A 14,823-nucleotide genomic window follows, 5' to 3' on the forward strand; every position below is an offset into this window, starting at 1 on the left:
CGCTGCGCGCCCGTCCTCCGTCCACGAGCGGGCTCAGGCCATGTTGGACGAGGTGCGCACCCAGATCCCGTTCGACGGCGCGTGGATGGCGCTGGCCGAACAGGGCGGTACCGCCTACAACTCGGTGGCGAGCACCGACCTCGCGGAGTCGAGCGTCCGCTACATGAGCGGCCCCGAGATGGCACGCGACATCGAGATGGCCGGGCTCGATCGTGAGCGGCCGCCCACCAGCATGTCGGACCTTCCCGAGTCGTCCCGCGACCTGCAGAGTCGGGCCGCTTGTCTGTCCGCGGGGTTCCACGAGGCGCTGTCCGTCGCGCTGTACGAGCGTCGGGGGCGACACGTGGGCTTCATGACCGTGCTGTTCCAGAGCCCGGAGCCGCCCGCACGGTCCCTCCGCCGACGCCTCGCTCGCATCGTCCCGGTCCTCGCGGCGGGGTTCGACCCGCTGCGGACGCTCGCAGCATCAGCGGCCTTCGTCGACGGGGCCCGAGCAGGGGCGGTCCTCCTTCCCGGGCACGGCGTCATGCGCCTCCCGGGCTTGTCGGACGACGGACTCCTGACCACCGGTTCGGCGCTGATCGACGCGGCCAGGGACGCGATCGACGACGGGCAGGACCATGCGGTGTTCCTGTGGCCGCTCGGGAGCCGTCGGTCGCCCGACCGCTACGAGCGGGTGACGGTACTGGGCTGCGGCAGCGATTCGCACGCCGTGGTCCGCGGTGTGGTGCTGCTGTCGTCGGCCCCGGACCGGCGGGGGCTGACGCCACGGGAGCTCGAGGTGCTCGGACACGTGATCGAGGGGTGTTCCAACGTCGAGATCGCCCGGGCGCTGAGGATCGCTCCCCGCACGGTCGCCGCGCACCTCGAGCACATCCTGGTCAAGCTCGACGCCACGTCACGCACGCTCGCCGCCGTCCGGGCCGAGCGTGCCGGCCTCTACGTCCCCCTGTCCGGATCACGGCACGGCTGACCGGATCGCAGCGCAGCCGAAGCGCAAGCGGGACCGTCGCGAGCGGCCGCCGTCCAGAAGGGAAGAGTCATGTCACACCTGTCCGTGAAGGCCTGCATCGCCGTGGTCGTCGGCGTCGCGGTCGCGGTGATCGCCGGGCTGCTCGGTGTCCCCGACCTGTCGGCGCTCCTCGGGTGGTCGACCGCCGCGCTGGTGTTCCTCGTCTGGGCGTGGTCGACGGCCTGGCCGGCCGGCCCCGAACGCACCCGTTCCCTCGCTCGTCACGAGGATCGCTCGCGACGGATGGTCGACGTGCTCATCATCGTCGCGACGTTCCTCAGCCTGGTCCTGGTGGTCTTCGCGCTCTTCCGGAGCCAGCAGCACGACGCGGTCGGCTCGGCCGCCGCGATCCTCGCAGTGGTCGGAGTCGTGGCGGCCTGGGCGGTCATGAACACCGTCTACGCGTTCAAGTACGCGCGCATGTACTACATCGACGACAGGCACCGTTTCGACTTCGACCAGGACGAGGACCCGTCCTACAGCGACTTCGCGTACACCGCGTTCTCCATCGGGATGGCCTACAGCCCGGGCAACATCGTCCAGTCGTCCACTCCCTCCCGCCGCATCGCCATGGGCCATGCGCTGCTGTCCTACTTCTTCGGCACGTTCGTGGTCGCGGTCGCCATCAACCTCATCACGGGTCTCACCCAGGGAGGGTGAGATGCGCGCGTTCGCTCCGTGCCCACGAGGATCCGGGTGCGGGGAGACGAGACCACGCCCTTGCTCGCGGTGTCACGGTCTGACAGCGTTGGGACATGGGCGACGACGTGACCACGCTCCGTCGGGTGCCGGGCTTCCTCCCCTACTGGTCGGCCGCGACCGTCTCGTCGTTCGGATCAGTCGTGAGCGCGGTCGCCGTGCCGGTCCTCGTGGTGACCGTGCTGCACGCCAGTCCGTTGGAGCTCGGTCTCGTGAACGCTGCCCAGTTCCTCCCCTACGCCGTGTTCGGTCTGGTCGTCGGCGCCTCCGTCGACCGCTTCCGGCGGAAGCCGCTGCTGATCTCGGCGAGCATCGGTCGCGGCGTGAGCCTCGGTGCGATCCCGGTGCTGTGGTCCACCGGGATCCTGGACCTGTGGGCGACTGCGGCGGTGCTGTTCGTGTTCGGCATCCTGTCCGTCGTGGGGTTCGCGGCAACGCAGTCGCTCCTCCCCAGGATCGTGCCGCGCCCGCTCCTCCTGGCAGCGAACGCGCGGGTGGACCAGAGCGACGCGGCGGCGCAGACGGCAGGCCCGGCGCTCGGCGGGGTCCTGGTCAGCATCGTGACGGCGCCGGTCGCGATCGCGCTCGACGCGGTGAGCTACTTCGTCGACGCGTTCCTCATCGCCCGGGTCCGCGTCGTCGAGCACCAGCCGGCGCGGCCGGCCAGGACGAGCCTCCGGAGTGACATCGTGGACGGTCTGCGCTGGACGTACGGCAACGCAGTGCTCAGGCCGCTGGCCCTGTCCACCCACGTCTGGTTCCTCGCCAACGCCGCCGGCCTGACGGTGTTCGCGACCCTCGCGCTCCGCACGCTCGCGCTCCCCGCAGCGCTGTACGGAGCCGTCATCGCCGTCAGCGGGATCGCGATGCTCGTCGGCGCGACCGCTGCGACACGCCTCGGCACCCGGTTCGGTGCCGGCCGGACGATCATCGCCGCACGAGCCGCCTACCCGATCGCCTGGGCGGCCATCACGCTCGTGACGCTCGGTACCGGCGGTGCAGCACGGCCGACGACGGTCGTGGTCCTGTTCGTCGCCTTCGCCCTGCACGGTGCCGCAGCAGGCTGCGAGAACGCGAACGAGATGGTCCTCCGCCAGACCGTCACACCGGACGCCCTCCTCGGCCGGGTGAACGGCACGATGCGCAGCGCGAATCGGACGCTCGCGGCGGTGGGAGCAGTGGGCGGGGGTGCCCTCGTGACCCTGACCGGGGACGGCTTCGCGCTGCTCGCCGTGACGGTCGTGTTCGCGGCCGCCGTCGTCGTCGCTGCGTGGTCTCCACTGCCCAGCGCCAGCGTTCGCTAGGAAGGTTCCACCCGACACAGGGGTGGTCACCCCGGCCAGGACTCCCGCGACCACGACCCGTCCGCGCGCCGCTGGTAGGCGAGCCGGTTGCTGGCCGCGTCCGTCGCCCCGCGCCAGAACACCATCCGCACCGGTGTGAGTGCGAACCCCGCCCACGTGCTCGGCGGCTCGAGGTCCGTGCCGGCCCGTTCGCGGCCGAACGCCGCCCAGGCCTCCCGGCGCCGAGCCGGCGTGTCCGCAGCGGACGCGTGGTCGTTGACCCACGCGAGCACCTGCAGGTACCGCGTCCTGGCCGCGTAGGCCGAGCGGGCCTCGTGGTCGGAGACGGGCGCCACGTCACCGACCACGACGAGCTGGCGCGCGGCCTCCGGCCAGTGCAGGGTCACCGCGGCACGGGGCACCGCCGCGAGTTCGGCGGCCTTGCGGCTGCGCGAGTCGGTGTGGAAGTGCAGGCGCTCCCCGTCGAACAGGGAGAGCAGGACCGTCCGGGCGTCGGGGTAGCCGTCGAGCCCGACGGTGGAGAGGGTCATGGTCGGACCCGGGGCGTCCGCCGCCGCAGGGAGCCAGGATGCCGCGAGGGCCAACGGGTCCGTCGGCACGGGCGCATCGTCGACCCCTCGCGGCACGGTCACGAGACCGAAGCGTCGGCGGGGCGGGCCGCCGCCGGACGACTCACCGCCGGGTCGAACCGTGCGATCTCGTGCAGCGACGCCACGGCCTCGGCGACCGAGTGCTCCCACAGGACGGCACCGTACGACGCCGTGGCCCGGCTGGCGTCGCCGACGACCCCGGGTGTCCCGAAGTCGTCGGACAACCACCCGAACGACACCGGGCCACCGTTGAAGGCGATCTTCTCGAAGCCGGCGATGTGCTCCGGCACCCATCGCTCCGCGAGCGACATGTCGACCAGGTCGGGACGCAGGTGCAGGATCATCGACGTCTCCGCGGCGCCGCCGTGGATCCCCAGCCCGAGCTCGTCCGCGTCCTCGCCGTCCGGGCCGGGGACGCGGGCGAGGGTCGGCATGAGGAACGTCTTCAACCCGTAGCGCTTCCGGATCTCACGCAGGGCGACCTGCAGCAGCGCGACGTTGCCGCCGTGCCCGTTGGCGAACACCAGGGTGCCGGCACCGGTGAGGGCGACCGCGCGGCCGATCTGGACCGCGGTGTCGAACATCGTGTCGCTGTCGAGCCACACCGTGCCGGGCGCCCAGCTGTGCTCGTCGGACTTCGTGAACGACAGCGTCGGGAGCTGCCAGACGTCCAGCCCCTCGGCGGCCGCCTGCTCGACCGCCGCCCCGCCGATGTGCTCGGCGAGGAGGTGGTCGGTCAGGAGCGGCAGGTGCGGGCCGTGGTGCTCGACGGCGCCGGTGGGCTGCACGACGATCGTGTCCGGTCCGAAGCCCGCCGCGACGGCCGGACCCGACAGTTCCGCGAGCCGACGCGAGCGGACCGTGCCGATGCCGGCGCTCACTTGCCGAACCCGGGGACGACGGGCTGCGCGGACGCGGTGGAGCCACCGCTGACCACGAGCGACGGGTCGATGACGTGCCCGGGGTTGAGCAGCCCCGCGGGGTCGGTGCGCTGCTTCAGCGCCACGAGCTCCTCGACGCCGTGGTCGACGTAGTACTGGTGCGGGCTGTGCACCCGGACGCCGAGTCCGCGGAGCACCGGGTAGCCGGCGTAGACGTCCTCGGCCCCGGTGTACGGCGCGGTGAGCATCCCGATCGGTCCGGCGTGCGCGGCCTCGATGTGGAGCATGCCGCCGGGGTAGACGGCCTCGACCTCGGCGATCCGGTCGATGAGCGCCTCACCGCCGACCTCGACGTGGAAGTACTCGGTGTCGCTCGTGTTCCGCTTCAGCCACCAGATCGGGTGGTTGTACGACAGCATCGACACCTTCGTGGTCTGCTGCAGGCCCTCGCGGACGTCGAGGACCTCACCGCCGGCGGCCTCGATGCGTGCCCGCGCCTCGTCGAGCACGACGTCGTCGATGATCGCTCGCAGGCTCGCCCGGTCGTCCGGGACGGCCAGGTCGGACGGCAGCGTCGCGGCGATCTCGGCGCGGTCGGCGCTCACCAGCCGCGGCACCGGGTCGAGTCCGCGCAGCGTGCGGACGGCGACGAGCGCGTCCTCGAAGGTGGGGAACGCCGCGTAGACGGCTCGCCACTCCTGCAGCGGCTCGAGCCGGACGGTGGCGCGGGCGATGACGCCGGCGGTGCCGTAGGTGTGCACGAACGGCTGCGCCTCGTCGCCCTCGACGTGCAGCAGCTCGTCGGCGCCGGGGAGCGCGACGTCGAGCGCCGTGACGAAGCCCTGCCAGTTCGACCCGTGCGCGATCGACCCGGTGCCGCCGGAACCACCGGACAGGAAGCCGCCGATGGTCGACTGCGCGGTGGACGGGTACATCCAGAGCTGCTGGCCCGTGGCGGCGGCCGCCTGCTCCAGGGCGACCATGGACGCACCGGCCTCGGCGGTGATCCAGCCGTCGCCGACCTCGACGACCGCGCGTGCCCGCGACGTGTCGAGGACCAGGCCGCCGTGCAGCGGGATGCCCTGGCCGTAGTTGCCGGTGCCCTTCCCGCGGGTGGTGACGGGGACGCCGTGCCGGACCGCGGCCTGCAGGGTGGCGGCGATGTCGTCGGCGCTGGCCGGCGACGCGACGAGGTCGGCGAGGCCCAGGGGCAGCTGCTCGCTGAGGATGGGACTCATGGTGGCCTCGTCGACGGAGGCGCGGGCCCGCGTGCGCTCGTCGACGCTCACGCCGCGCTCACCGAGCAGTGCGACGAGCTCGGCGCGCAGCGCCTCGACGGAGGTGGGGGTGACGGTGGTCATGCTCACTCCTGGTGGGTGGGTGGTGCGGGGACGAGGGGCGGGAGGCGCGCGGGGCGTGGCACCGCGCCTCCCGTCCGCTTGTTGGTCGGCTCCCGTTCGACGGGAGCCGACCGGTGTCAGGAACCCAGACCGATGGACTTGTCGAGGAACTCGTTCGTGTACAGGTCGGAGGGCTTCAGGCCGCTCTTGACGTCACCGGTGCCGGCGAAGACGGGCGTCGCCTTGGCGATGAAGTCCTGCATCCGCTGTTCGTCCATCGACCCGATGTAGCCGTCGGTGTCCTTCGCGAGGCCGAGCTTCACCATCTGGGCCGCGGCGAACGCGCCGACCTTCGAGTCGTAGGTCCAGCCGTTGTTGTACTGCTGCACGAGCTTCGTGATGAGGTCGTTCGTGGCGCCCGGGGACTTCAGGTAGTCCACGTCGGCCTGCTGCATGACCGGCACGAGCTTCTGCAGGCACGGCTCGAGCTTCTTCAGGTCACCGGTACGGACCGACATCGCCTCGGGGTAGGGGTTCCACCCCGTGCTCGAGACGAGCGCGTAGTCGACCTTCTTGCCCCAGGCCGCGACCTGGTTCTGGTAGATGTACGGCTCGGCGGTCGCGAAGCCCTGCTGGGCGTCCTTGCCGCCCGCGGACACGAACTTCGACGGGGTGCCGTCGTAGCTGCCGTCGAGGACCTTCTTCGGCAGGATCCCGGACTGCTCCAGGTAGGTCATGTACGCGGCACCGTTGAAGTAGCGGACGACGCCGCCGTCCTTCTCGAGTGCCTTGCCGAGGCTCTTGATGCTGTCGACCTCCGGGTACGTCTTCGGGTCCCACATGATCGACATCGGGGACTGGTCGTTCTCGGCGAACACCGCCGTGGTGGGCAGGTTGCCGGAGAACTGCACCTGCTCGTCCGTGGACATGTACCCGAGGGTGATGTCCTTGTCCTGGTACATCTGCGACGCGACCTTGGTGTAGCCGATGGCCGGGCCGCCAGCACGGATCTCGAGCTTGACGCCGGTGCTCTTGCCGTTGGCGTAGAGGTCGCCGGTGACGGTCTTGCCGGAGGAGTCGATCACCGGGTTCGGGCCGAGCATCTGGTACAGGTGGCCGTGCTCGCCCTCGGGGTTCCAGTCGGTCTGGACGACGACGGTCGCGGGGCACGCGCCGGCGAGGTCGACCTTCGGCCCGGAGGCGGTCGACGAGGTCGCGGCGGTCGTCCCGGTGCTGCCGGACGACCCCGCCGCGCAGCCGGTGAGGGCGATGGCGGTGGCGGCGAGGGCGGCGGTTGCGACGCCGAGGCGGGAGGTGGTGCGCATGGAGGCTCCGTTCGTGGTGCGGGTCTCGTGGTGCTGTGGTGGGAAGGGGTGTGGGTTCGGGGGGGGTCAGCTGAAGTCGTGCCAGCGGCCGACGGCCAGGCGGCCGATCAGGCCGAACACGAGGAAGACGGCGACGCCGTAGAGCGAGGCGATCAGGATGGTCGCGTACAGCTCGGGGCCCATCAGGCGCGATGCGGTCACCTGGATGAGGACGCCGAGCCCGGGGTTGCCGCGCTGGAAGAACTGGTCGCCGACGATCGCCCCGATGACGCTCAGCCCGGCGGAGGTGCGCAGGCCGACGAAGATCGACGGCAGCGCGGCCGGGAACTGCAGCTTGACGAGCTGGGCGAACCGGCCGGCACGCTGCAGCTGGAACAGCTCACGCTGCGCGCGGTCGGCGGACTGCAGCCCGAACAGCGTGTTCGACACCATCGGGAACAGCGCGATCATCACGGTGACGATCACGCGGCTGACGAACTCGTAGCCGAACAGGGCGCCGATGAGCGGCACGAGGGCGAGGATCGGCACGCACTGCAGCACCACCGCGTACGGGTACAGCGAGTTCTCGAGCCACTTCGCCTGCGCCATCGCCATCGCCCAGACGACACCGATCACGATCGCGAAGCCGAGGCCGGTGAGCGAGACGACGGTGGTTCGTCCGAGGGCGGACCAGAGGTCGGAGCCGAACGTGGACGGCGACCCGTCCGGCATCGTCGGCGCGACGATCGCCTTCGCCACGAGGTGCGGGTACGGCACGAGGAAGGCCAGGCCCCGGACGTGGTCGTAGTACGCGGCCGCGGCGTACCAGATGCCGACGAGCACGGCGAGGACGACGACGGGCTGCCACCACGCGATGCCGCGGCGGGCCCGAGGAGCGGCGCGACGGGCGGCGGCCCGGACCGCGCGGGTCTCGGCGGCCTCCTGCAGGGTGACCATCAGCGGTGTCCTTCCCGGAGCGCGTGCGAGACCTCGCCGACCAGTTCGGCGAACTCGGGTGTGAAGCGGATGTCGGGGTCGCGGGGCATCGGGAACGGCACGTCGAACCGGCCGACGATGCTGCCGGGGCGCCCGGACATCACGATCACCTCGGTGGAGAGGTACACGGCCTCGGACACGGAGTGCGTGATGAAGAGCCCGGCGAACTGCTGCTCGACGAAGAGCCGGAGGAGCTCGTCGTTGAGGCGCTCGCGGGTGATCTCGTCGAGGGCACCGAACGGCTCGTCGAACAGGAAGAGCTCCGGGTCGAGGGTGAGCGACCGGGCGAGCGAGACCCGCATCCGCATGCCGCCGGACAGCTGCTTCGGCAGGTTCGTCTCGAAGCCGTTCAGGCCGACGAGCTCGATGGCGTGGGCGGCCTTGGCAGCTCGCTCGGCCTTCGGCACGTGTCCGAGCTCGGCGAGCAGCTCGACGTTGCCCTGCACGGTGCGCCAGGGCAGGAGCGTGGCGTCCTGGAAGACGTAGCCGATGCGGTCGGCCGCGACACCGGCCGACCCGTCCGACGCGGTCTCGAGGCCGGAGGCGATGCGGAGCAGCGTGGACTTGCCGCAGCCGGACGGGCCGACGACCGAGACGAACTGGCCGCGGTCCACGGTGAGGTCGACGCCCTGCAGGGCGATGGTGCCGTTCGGGAAGGTCATCTCGACGTTGCGGAAGTCGAGCAGCGTGTCCGTCGTGGCGACGGGTGGCGGGGCGGTGGTGGTCACGATCACCTCGGGTTCTCGGTGCGGGCGGGCGGAGGGGTCAGGCGGGGACGGCGGCCGCTGCTGCGGACGGCGCGGCGACGGTCCGTCGCACCTCGGTGCGGGCGACGAGTCGCCCGCGGGACAGGACGATGCGGTCGGCGGGGGCGTTCGCGACGGCGTCGGTGACGCTCGTCGCGGCCACGGCGAGCAGGTCGGCGCGACGCCCGGGGACGGGACCGGCGGCCGGGAGGCCCATCACGCTCCGGGCGGTGTCGCTCACCATCGCGTACGCCTGGTCCGGCGTCACGTGGCCGGCGGAGACGAGCAGCGATGCGGTCTCGAAGGCGTCGCTCCGGCCGACCGGGTTGAAGGGGTCGCGGACGTTGTCCGCGCCGGCGGCGACGCGGACGCCGGCGTCGAGGAGCGCCTGGATCGCGGTCAGTCCCCGCGGCGTGGCGACCGGGTACTGCCAACCCTGCAGGTACAGGTTCGTGATCGGGAGCGTGATCACCCCGAGGTCGGCTGCGGCGACGTCGGCGACCACCTCGGCGAGCCGCTCCGGCCCCAGGGTGCCGAGCCGGACGCAGTGCCCGGCGGAGTACTGCCGGTCCCGTCGCAGCGAGCGGGACGCCCGGGCGTAGTGGTCGAGGGTCACCGGACCGTCGAGGCTCTCGTCGGCGTGCAGGTCGACCCCGAGGCCCCGTCGGTGGGCGATGGCGAGGAGCCGGTCGACGTCCGCGAGGGGGTCCTCGGCGAGGTGCGGGGCGCCGCCGACCAGGTCCACGCCGAGGTCGAGCACCGCCTCGACGTGCTCGTCGGGGGCGAGCGGGCCGGCGAGGGCGACGAGCTCGATGTCCATCAGGTCGGCGAGTTCGTCGCGGACCTGCACGAGGGCTCGGGCGCCGCGCAGGGCCTGCTCCGTGGTGGCGGGCCGGTCCGCCGCGCTGTGTCGGCCGCTGAGGACGTCGACGTGGCTCCGGACGGCCGTGGTGCCGGCGGCGAGCAGGGTGAGGGCGGCGGTCCGGGCCCGGTCGGCGATGTCCTCGACGGTCATGGTGGTCGCGTGCGCGGTCCACGAGGCGATCGCGGCACCGAGGTCGCCGAGCGGCGGCCGGATGACGTCGGCGCTGAGGGCCTTGTCGAGGTGGGCGTGCGGTTCTGCCGGTGCGGTCAGGAGCAGCCGGCCGCCGAGGTCGATCGTCTCCTCCGCCGGCGCCGCGAGGGTGCCGGCCGGGGCCACGGTGGAGACGGTCTCGCCGTCGATCGCGACGTCGACCGACCGGCCGTCCGGCAGCAGCGCGGAGCGCAGGAGGGCGATCGGGCGGGGCACTGACGAGTCCATCCGGAGCCTCTCGATCGTGTGTGAGAATGTTGATCGCATCAACATCTCCGATGCTAGGGCGGCAGTGTTTCCCTCTCGTTTCGAGGCGGTTGCCGTGTGTGACGCCCGCCCCGACGCGACCGGGAGCGGGAACGAGCGTTCCGACAAACCGGTCGGGACGGCCCCACCGAGGACGAGAGGAGTGCGCGTGAGCACCGGCACCACCACCGAGACCGACCGCGTCGTCGACGACCAGACCCAGCGGATCGGTGAGCACATCCGTGCCCGCCGACGCGCCGCACGACTGACGCTCGTGCAGGTCGCCGAACTGACCGGGCTGTCGCACCCGTTCCTCAGCCAGGTCGAGCGCGGGCACTCCCGCGCCAGCATGGTGTCCCTCGAGAAGATCGCCGCGGCGCTCGGCACGACCCAGGTCGAACTGCTCGCCGCCGGTGCCCCCGAGCGACCGGAGCACGAAGTCCGCCTGCCCGAGGTGATCCGTGCCGGCGAGGGCGCGCGCGGACCGTTCTCGAGCGGCGAGGCCCGGCTGCTCGTGCACGCCGGCCCGCACGCGTTCGAGCCGCTGGAGTGGGTCGGCGACAACACGGACCTCGGCGAGTACTTCGAGCACCACGAGGACGAGTTCCTCACCGTGCTCGCCGGCCGCGTGCACCTCGACCTGCGCGGACGGGAACCGCTCGACCTCGGGCCCGGCGACTCGGCGTACTACCGCGGCGGCACCGGCCACCGGTGGTGCAGCACGGACGGCACCCGCTTCCACATGATCGTGGTCAAGGAGACCCCGCGCGCCGGAGCGATCGCGTGAACGCCGTGCCGGAGCGTCGGCGGCTGCGCGTGGCCGCCCGTCACGAGGTCGCCACCGACGTCGTCGCACTCGACCTGGCCCCGGTCGACGGCCCGGCGCTGCCGGACTGGGAACCCGGGGCGCACGTCGACCTCGAGGTCTCCCCCGGGACCGAGCGGCAGTACTCGCTCGTCACGACGACGGCCGACGGGCACTGGCGCATCGCCGTGCTCCGCGAGCCCGACGGCCGCGGCGGATCGGTCGCCGTGCACGAGGGCCTGGCGGTCGGCGACGAGGTCGTGGTGGCCGGGCCGCGGAACCACTTCGGCCACGACCCGGCGCGCCCCGCGGTCTTCGTCGCCGGGGGCATCGGGATCACGCCGATCCGGTCGATGATCGCCGCCGCCGAACGCGCCGGCACCCCGTGGGAGCTCCACTACGCGGGGCGGTCCCGCGACCGCATGGCGTTCGTGCACGAGCTCGTCGCCGCGCACCCCGACCGGGTCGTCGTGGCGGCGGCCGACGAGGGCGTCCGGCTCGACGTCGACGCGCTCCTCGCCGCACCGCGCGACGCGGTCGTGTACTGCTGCGGGCCGCGCGGGCTCATGGACGCGGTCGAGGCCGCCGCCGAGCACTGGCCGGCGGGCAGCGTCCGCGTCGAGCGCTTCGAGCCCGCCGCGGACGTCGACGCCCCCGGCGAGGCCTTCGAGGTCGAGCTCACGGTCACCGGCGTCACCGTGACGGTGCCAGCCGACCGGACCCTGCTCGAGGTCGCGGAGGACGCCGGCGCCTTCGTGCTCTCGTCCTGCCGGGAGGGCACGTGCGGCACCTGCGAGACCCCCGTGCTCGAGGGCGAGGTCGAGCACCGGGACACCGTGCTCAGCCCCGAGGAGCAGGCCGACGACCGCACCATGATGGTCTGCGTGTCCCGCGCCCGGCGCGGCTGCCCGCGACTGGTCCTCGAACTCTGACCGGACGGACTACGGACGCTCGGTGCCGTCGAGCGGGCCGCCGGTGAGCGCGGACAGGCGTTCCAGGCCCGCTTCGGCCACGAGCTGCCGGGCGAGCGGGCGCGCCCGTTCGACCGCCTCACGTACGTCCACCCGGGTGACGTCGCCGTCCGCGACGCTCAGCTCGCCGTCCACCCAGACGTCGCGGACCTCGCGGCTGCCGGCGACGAAGACCACCGCCTGGTAGGGGTCGTGGACGTTGGCGAGGGTCGGGGAGTCGCCGTCGAGGACGACCAGGTCCGCGCGCTTGCCCGGCTCCAGCGAGCCGATCTCGTCCTCCATGCGCAGGGCACGGGCGCCGCCGATCGTCCCCATCTCGAAGGCCTCGCGGGCGCTCATCGCGGTGGCCTGCAGGTCCCGCACCCGAGCGAGCAGCGCGGCCGTCTTCATCGCCTGCAGGAAGTCCTGGGAGTCGTTCGACGCCGGGCCGTCGACCCCGATGCCCACCGGGACGCCGAGCGCACGGAGTTCCGCGATCGGGGCGATGCCGCTGGCGAGGATCCCGTTCGCGACCGGGTTGTGGGCCACGCCGACGCCGTGGGCCGCGTACCGCTCCCGGTCCTCGCGGTCCACCCAGACGCTGTGCGCGGCGATCACCGGGACCTGGAACATGCCCGTCGCCTCGGCGTGCCCGATGGCCGTCCGTCCGGTGCGCTGCCGGGCCGCGGTGACCTCCTCGCGCACCTCGTGGAAGTGCACGTGCACGCCGTGGCCGCCGGCGACCGCGTAGTCGACGTGCTCCTGCCAGGTGTCGTCCGTGTACCGCCCGATCGACGAGACGCCGACCCGGAACGTGCTGTACCGGCTGGCGGCGGCGGCCTCGCGCAGGGCCTCGAACTCCTCCAGGATGGGCGTCGCGCCGAAGTCGCGGTCGACGTCGCCGGAGCCGAACGACACGACCCCGCGCAGCCCGAGGTCCTCGAGCGCCTGCACCACGCCGGGTGTCGCCGGTTCGTCCGGCACCGGGTCGGCGCAGAACATGTCGTTCGCCGTCGTCACCCCGCTCCGGAGCAGCTGGATGCCCTGCAGCACCGTGCCCGCGTACGCCTTGTCCCGGGTCATCACCGGGTTGACGCGCCCGATCAACGCCGTGAGCCACTCCCACAGCGTGTACTGCGAACCGATCCCGGTGATGAGCCCCTCGCTGAAGTGGCCGTGGGTGTTCACGAAGCCGGGCGTGACGATGTCGTACGCACCGCCGCGCACCGGCGCGTCCGGGTGGGCCGCGGCGAGGTCGGCGTACGTGCCGACCGCGGCGATCCGGTCGCCGTCGAGGAGCACGGCTCCGTCGCGGATCGCGGCGGGCGTGGCAGCGCCGTCGGGTGCTGCGGTGAGCACCCATCCGGCGCGGATCAGGGTCTGCGTCATGGGGCGAACCTACGGTCCGCGTGTTCCCCGGGTGTTTCCGCCCGGTTACCCCGCGATGCCGACCGAGGGTCCTGGAACGCCGGGACCGAGCAGCCACGCCGTCCGTGCGCACCCCGTCCGAGCGCACCCCGTCACGGACCGGAAACAGGGGACTGCTAGAAACACCACCATGCTGACCGTCACCGGTGCCCTCCGCGTCCTCGTCGACCCCCGGACCGAACGGGAGGGCGACGTCGTCGTCGACGACGGCAGCGGCCTCGCCACCACCCTCGACGCGTCCGGGTGCGTCGTCACGGCCGGCCTCGTCAACGCGCACCACCACCTCCTCCAGACCGCGTTCCGCACCCTGCCCGGGACCCGCGGCGTGCCGATGGCGGACTGGCTCGCGACCATGGCCGCGGCGTACGGACGGGTGGGGCACGACCCCGAACTGTACGCACTGGCGGCGTCCGCCGGAGCCGCGGAGGGCCTCCTGTCCGGCGTCACGACGATCGCCGACCACCACCTGAACTGGCCCGCGAAGGCGACCACGGACGACACCGTCGCGCTCGCCGCGGCCACCGTGGGCGCGGTCCGCGGCCTCGGCGGTCGGGTCGTCTTCGTCCGCGGCTCGGCACGGGACGACCCGGACCGCGCGGCGGCCTCGGCGGACGCGATCGCGTCACGACTGCTGCACGACGACGCCGTCGGCGGCGTGGACCCGGACGGCGGGCTCCAGGTCGCTGTCGGTCCGGCCGGCGTGCACTCCGACGGCGAGGCGACCTTCCGCGCGCTCGGCGAGGTGGCGGCGCGACACGGACTCCGCCGGCGGACCCAGGCCAACGAACAGGTCGACACCGCGATCGCGCTCGAGCGCTACGGCCGTCGTCCGCTCGACCTGCTCGAGGAATGGGGGTGGCTCGCGCCGGACGTCACGATCGCGCACCTCTGCGACGTCACCGACGACGAGATCGCCCGGCTCGCGGCAGCGGGCGTCACCGCCACGCACGCACCCGGGTGCGACGTGCCGATGGGCTGGGGCATCGCTCCCGTCGCACGGCTCGCCGCGGCCGGGGTCCCGGTCGGCCTCGGCACGAGCGGCGGCGGCAGCAACGATGCCGGACACCTGCTCGCGGACGCCCGGCTCGCCATGCAGGTGTCGGCGCTCGTCGGGCCGCAGCTGCCGGCGCGACACGTGCTCGGCGCGGCGACGGAGGGTTCCGCGGCGGGGCTCGGGCGCCCGGAGCTCGGGCACCTCGGCGCCGGGAGCGCGGGCGACCTGTGCGTGTGGGACGTCTCCGGGGTGGCGGACGCGGGAGTCGCCGACCCCGTCGCGGGACTCCTCTGGGCCGCCCCCGGGCGGCGGCCCCGACACGTCGTCGTGGGTGGGCGCGTGGTGGTGCGCGACGGGGAGCTCGTCGCGGCGGACGAGCGGGAGATCGCCGCGCGGCTCGCCGAACGACTGGCCCGGACACCCGCCGTCGCCTGACCCGATCGTGCGCCGCCG

14 protein-coding genes are annotated in these 14,823 nt (G+C 72.9%); 6 read left to right on the top strand and 8 right to left on the bottom strand.

The annotated features are described in order from the left end of the window. Positions 1-40: 40 nt before the first annotated feature. The 3 genes from ACEN8D_RS07780 (at position 41) to ACEN8D_RS07790 (ending at position 3,015) form a co-directional block, all read left to right on the top strand. Complete coding sequence (locus tag ACEN8D_RS07780) at positions 41-973, top strand: helix-turn-helix transcriptional regulator (protein ID WP_413461669.1); 933 nt, start codon at positions 41-43, stop codon at positions 971-973. A gap of 69 nt (positions 974-1,042) precedes the next feature. Further along, positions 1,043-1,672, top strand: a complete 630-nt coding sequence (locus ACEN8D_RS07785; protein WP_309778772.1) for a DUF1345 domain-containing protein — start codon at positions 1,043-1,045, stop codon at positions 1,670-1,672. Between the two features lie 95 nt (positions 1,673-1,767). Continuing rightward, positions 1,768-3,015: an MFS transporter gene (locus tag ACEN8D_RS07790; RefSeq protein WP_413399425.1), complete on the top strand. Its 1,248-nt coding sequence runs from the start codon at positions 1,768-1,770 to the stop codon at positions 3,013-3,015. A 26-nt stretch (positions 3,016-3,041) separates the two neighbouring features. Here the strand turns inward: ACEN8D_RS07790 and ACEN8D_RS07795 are convergent, their stop codons facing one another. From ACEN8D_RS07795 to ACEN8D_RS07825, 7 genes are all read right to left on the bottom strand, one after another. Beyond that, on the bottom strand, positions 3,042-3,545 hold the full coding sequence (locus tag ACEN8D_RS07795; protein WP_413461668.1) for a pyridoxine/pyridoxamine 5'-phosphate oxidase: 504 nt from the start codon (positions 3,543-3,545) through the stop codon (positions 3,042-3,044). Positions 3,546-3,643: 98 nt separating this feature from the next. Further along, on the bottom strand, positions 3,644-4,486 hold the full coding sequence (locus tag ACEN8D_RS07800) for a creatininase family protein (protein WP_309778769.1): 843 nt from the start codon (positions 4,484-4,486) through the stop codon (positions 3,644-3,646). Continuing rightward, positions 4,483-5,847: an FAD-binding oxidoreductase gene (locus ACEN8D_RS07805; protein ID WP_413399986.1), complete on the bottom strand. Its 1,365-nt coding sequence runs from the start codon at positions 5,845-5,847 to the stop codon at positions 4,483-4,485. The genes ACEN8D_RS07800 and ACEN8D_RS07805 overlap by 4 nt, the downstream gene beginning before the upstream one ends. A 116-nt stretch (positions 5,848-5,963) precedes the next feature. Beyond that, positions 5,964-7,151: a nitrate ABC transporter substrate-binding protein gene (locus tag ACEN8D_RS07810; protein ID WP_070416834.1), complete on the bottom strand. Its 1,188-nt coding sequence runs from the start codon at positions 7,149-7,151 to the stop codon at positions 5,964-5,966. A gap of 66 nt (positions 7,152-7,217) precedes the next feature. Beyond that, entirely contained in the window at positions 7,218-8,087 is an 870-nt protein-coding gene (locus ACEN8D_RS07815; protein ID WP_071295296.1) for an ABC transporter permease, read from the bottom strand. Beyond that, positions 8,087-8,854 carry an ABC transporter ATP-binding protein gene (locus ACEN8D_RS07820; RefSeq protein ID WP_254789361.1) on the bottom strand — a complete coding sequence of 256 codons (768 nt, stop codon included), beginning with the start codon at positions 8,852-8,854 and terminating at the stop codon, positions 8,087-8,089. Before ACEN8D_RS07820 ends, ACEN8D_RS07815 begins: the two co-directional genes overlap by 1 nt. A 37-nt stretch (positions 8,855-8,891) precedes the next feature. Then, positions 8,892-10,175: an amidohydrolase family protein gene (locus tag ACEN8D_RS07825; RefSeq protein ID WP_495601221.1), complete on the bottom strand. Its 1,284-nt coding sequence runs from the start codon at positions 10,173-10,175 to the stop codon at positions 8,892-8,894. A 187-nt stretch (positions 10,176-10,362) separates the two neighbouring features. Here ACEN8D_RS07825 and ACEN8D_RS07830 point away from each other — a divergent pair, with 187 nt between their 5' ends. Next, the gene (locus ACEN8D_RS07830; RefSeq protein ID WP_413400021.1) at positions 10,363-10,980 is read left to right on the top strand and encodes a helix-turn-helix domain-containing protein; all 618 of its coding nucleotides are present in this window, start codon (positions 10,363-10,365) and stop codon (positions 10,978-10,980) included. Continuing rightward, positions 10,977-11,930 carry a PDR/VanB family oxidoreductase gene (locus tag ACEN8D_RS07835; protein ID WP_495601222.1) on the top strand — a complete coding sequence of 318 codons (954 nt, stop codon included), beginning with the start codon at positions 10,977-10,979 and terminating at the stop codon, positions 11,928-11,930. Before ACEN8D_RS07830 ends, ACEN8D_RS07835 begins: the two co-directional genes overlap by 4 nt. Positions 11,931-11,939: 9 nt before the next feature. Here the strand turns inward: ACEN8D_RS07835 and ACEN8D_RS07840 are convergent, their stop codons facing one another. Further along, on the bottom strand, positions 11,940-13,337 hold the full coding sequence (locus ACEN8D_RS07840; RefSeq protein ID WP_309887765.1) for an amidohydrolase family protein: 1,398 nt from the start codon (positions 13,335-13,337) through the stop codon (positions 11,940-11,942). Between the two features lie 169 nt (positions 13,338-13,506). Between ACEN8D_RS07840 and ACEN8D_RS07845 the strand changes: the two genes are divergently transcribed. Next, positions 13,507-14,805 (top strand): amidohydrolase family protein, encoded by a 1,299-nt coding sequence (locus ACEN8D_RS07845; protein WP_413399724.1) that lies wholly within the window; start codon positions 13,507-13,509, stop codon positions 14,803-14,805. The last annotated feature ends 18 nt before the right edge of the window (positions 14,806-14,823 follow it).

Source organism: Curtobacterium sp. Curtsp22 (assembly GCF_059492135.1).

Excerpts from the sequence above, each read along its gene's own strand:
- ACEN8D_RS07780 (WP_413461669.1), top strand. The coding sequence starts at position 41 with ATGTTGGACGAGGTGCGCACCCAGATCCCGTTCGACGGCGCGTGGATG.
- ACEN8D_RS07815 (WP_071295296.1), bottom strand. The coding sequence starts at position 8,087 with ATGGTCACCCTGCAGGAGGCCGCCGAGACCCGCGCGGTCCGGGCCGCC.
- ACEN8D_RS07810 (WP_070416834.1), bottom strand. The coding sequence starts at position 7,151 with ATGCGCACCACCTCCCGCCTCGGCGTCGCAACCGCCGCCCTCGCCGCC.
- ACEN8D_RS07785 (WP_309778772.1), top strand. The coding sequence starts at position 1,043 with ATGTCACACCTGTCCGTGAAGGCCTGCATCGCCGTGGTCGTCGGCGTC.
- ACEN8D_RS07845 (WP_413399724.1), top strand. The coding sequence starts at position 13,507 with ATGCTGACCGTCACCGGTGCCCTCCGCGTCCTCGTCGACCCCCGGACC.
- ACEN8D_RS07825 (WP_495601221.1), bottom strand. The coding sequence starts at position 10,175 with ATGGACTCGTCAGTGCCCCGCCCGATCGCCCTCCTGCGCTCCGCGCTG.
- ACEN8D_RS07805 (WP_413399986.1), bottom strand. The coding sequence starts at position 5,847 with ATGACCACCGTCACCCCCACCTCCGTCGAGGCGCTGCGCGCCGAGCTC.
- ACEN8D_RS07790 (WP_413399425.1), top strand. The coding sequence starts at position 1,768 with ATGGGCGACGACGTGACCACGCTCCGTCGGGTGCCGGGCTTCCTCCCC.
- ACEN8D_RS07840 (WP_309887765.1), bottom strand. The coding sequence starts at position 13,337 with ATGACGCAGACCCTGATCCGCGCCGGATGGGTGCTCACCGCAGCACCC.
- ACEN8D_RS07795 (WP_413461668.1), bottom strand. The coding sequence starts at position 3,545 with ATGACCCTCTCCACCGTCGGGCTCGACGGCTACCCCGACGCCCGGACG.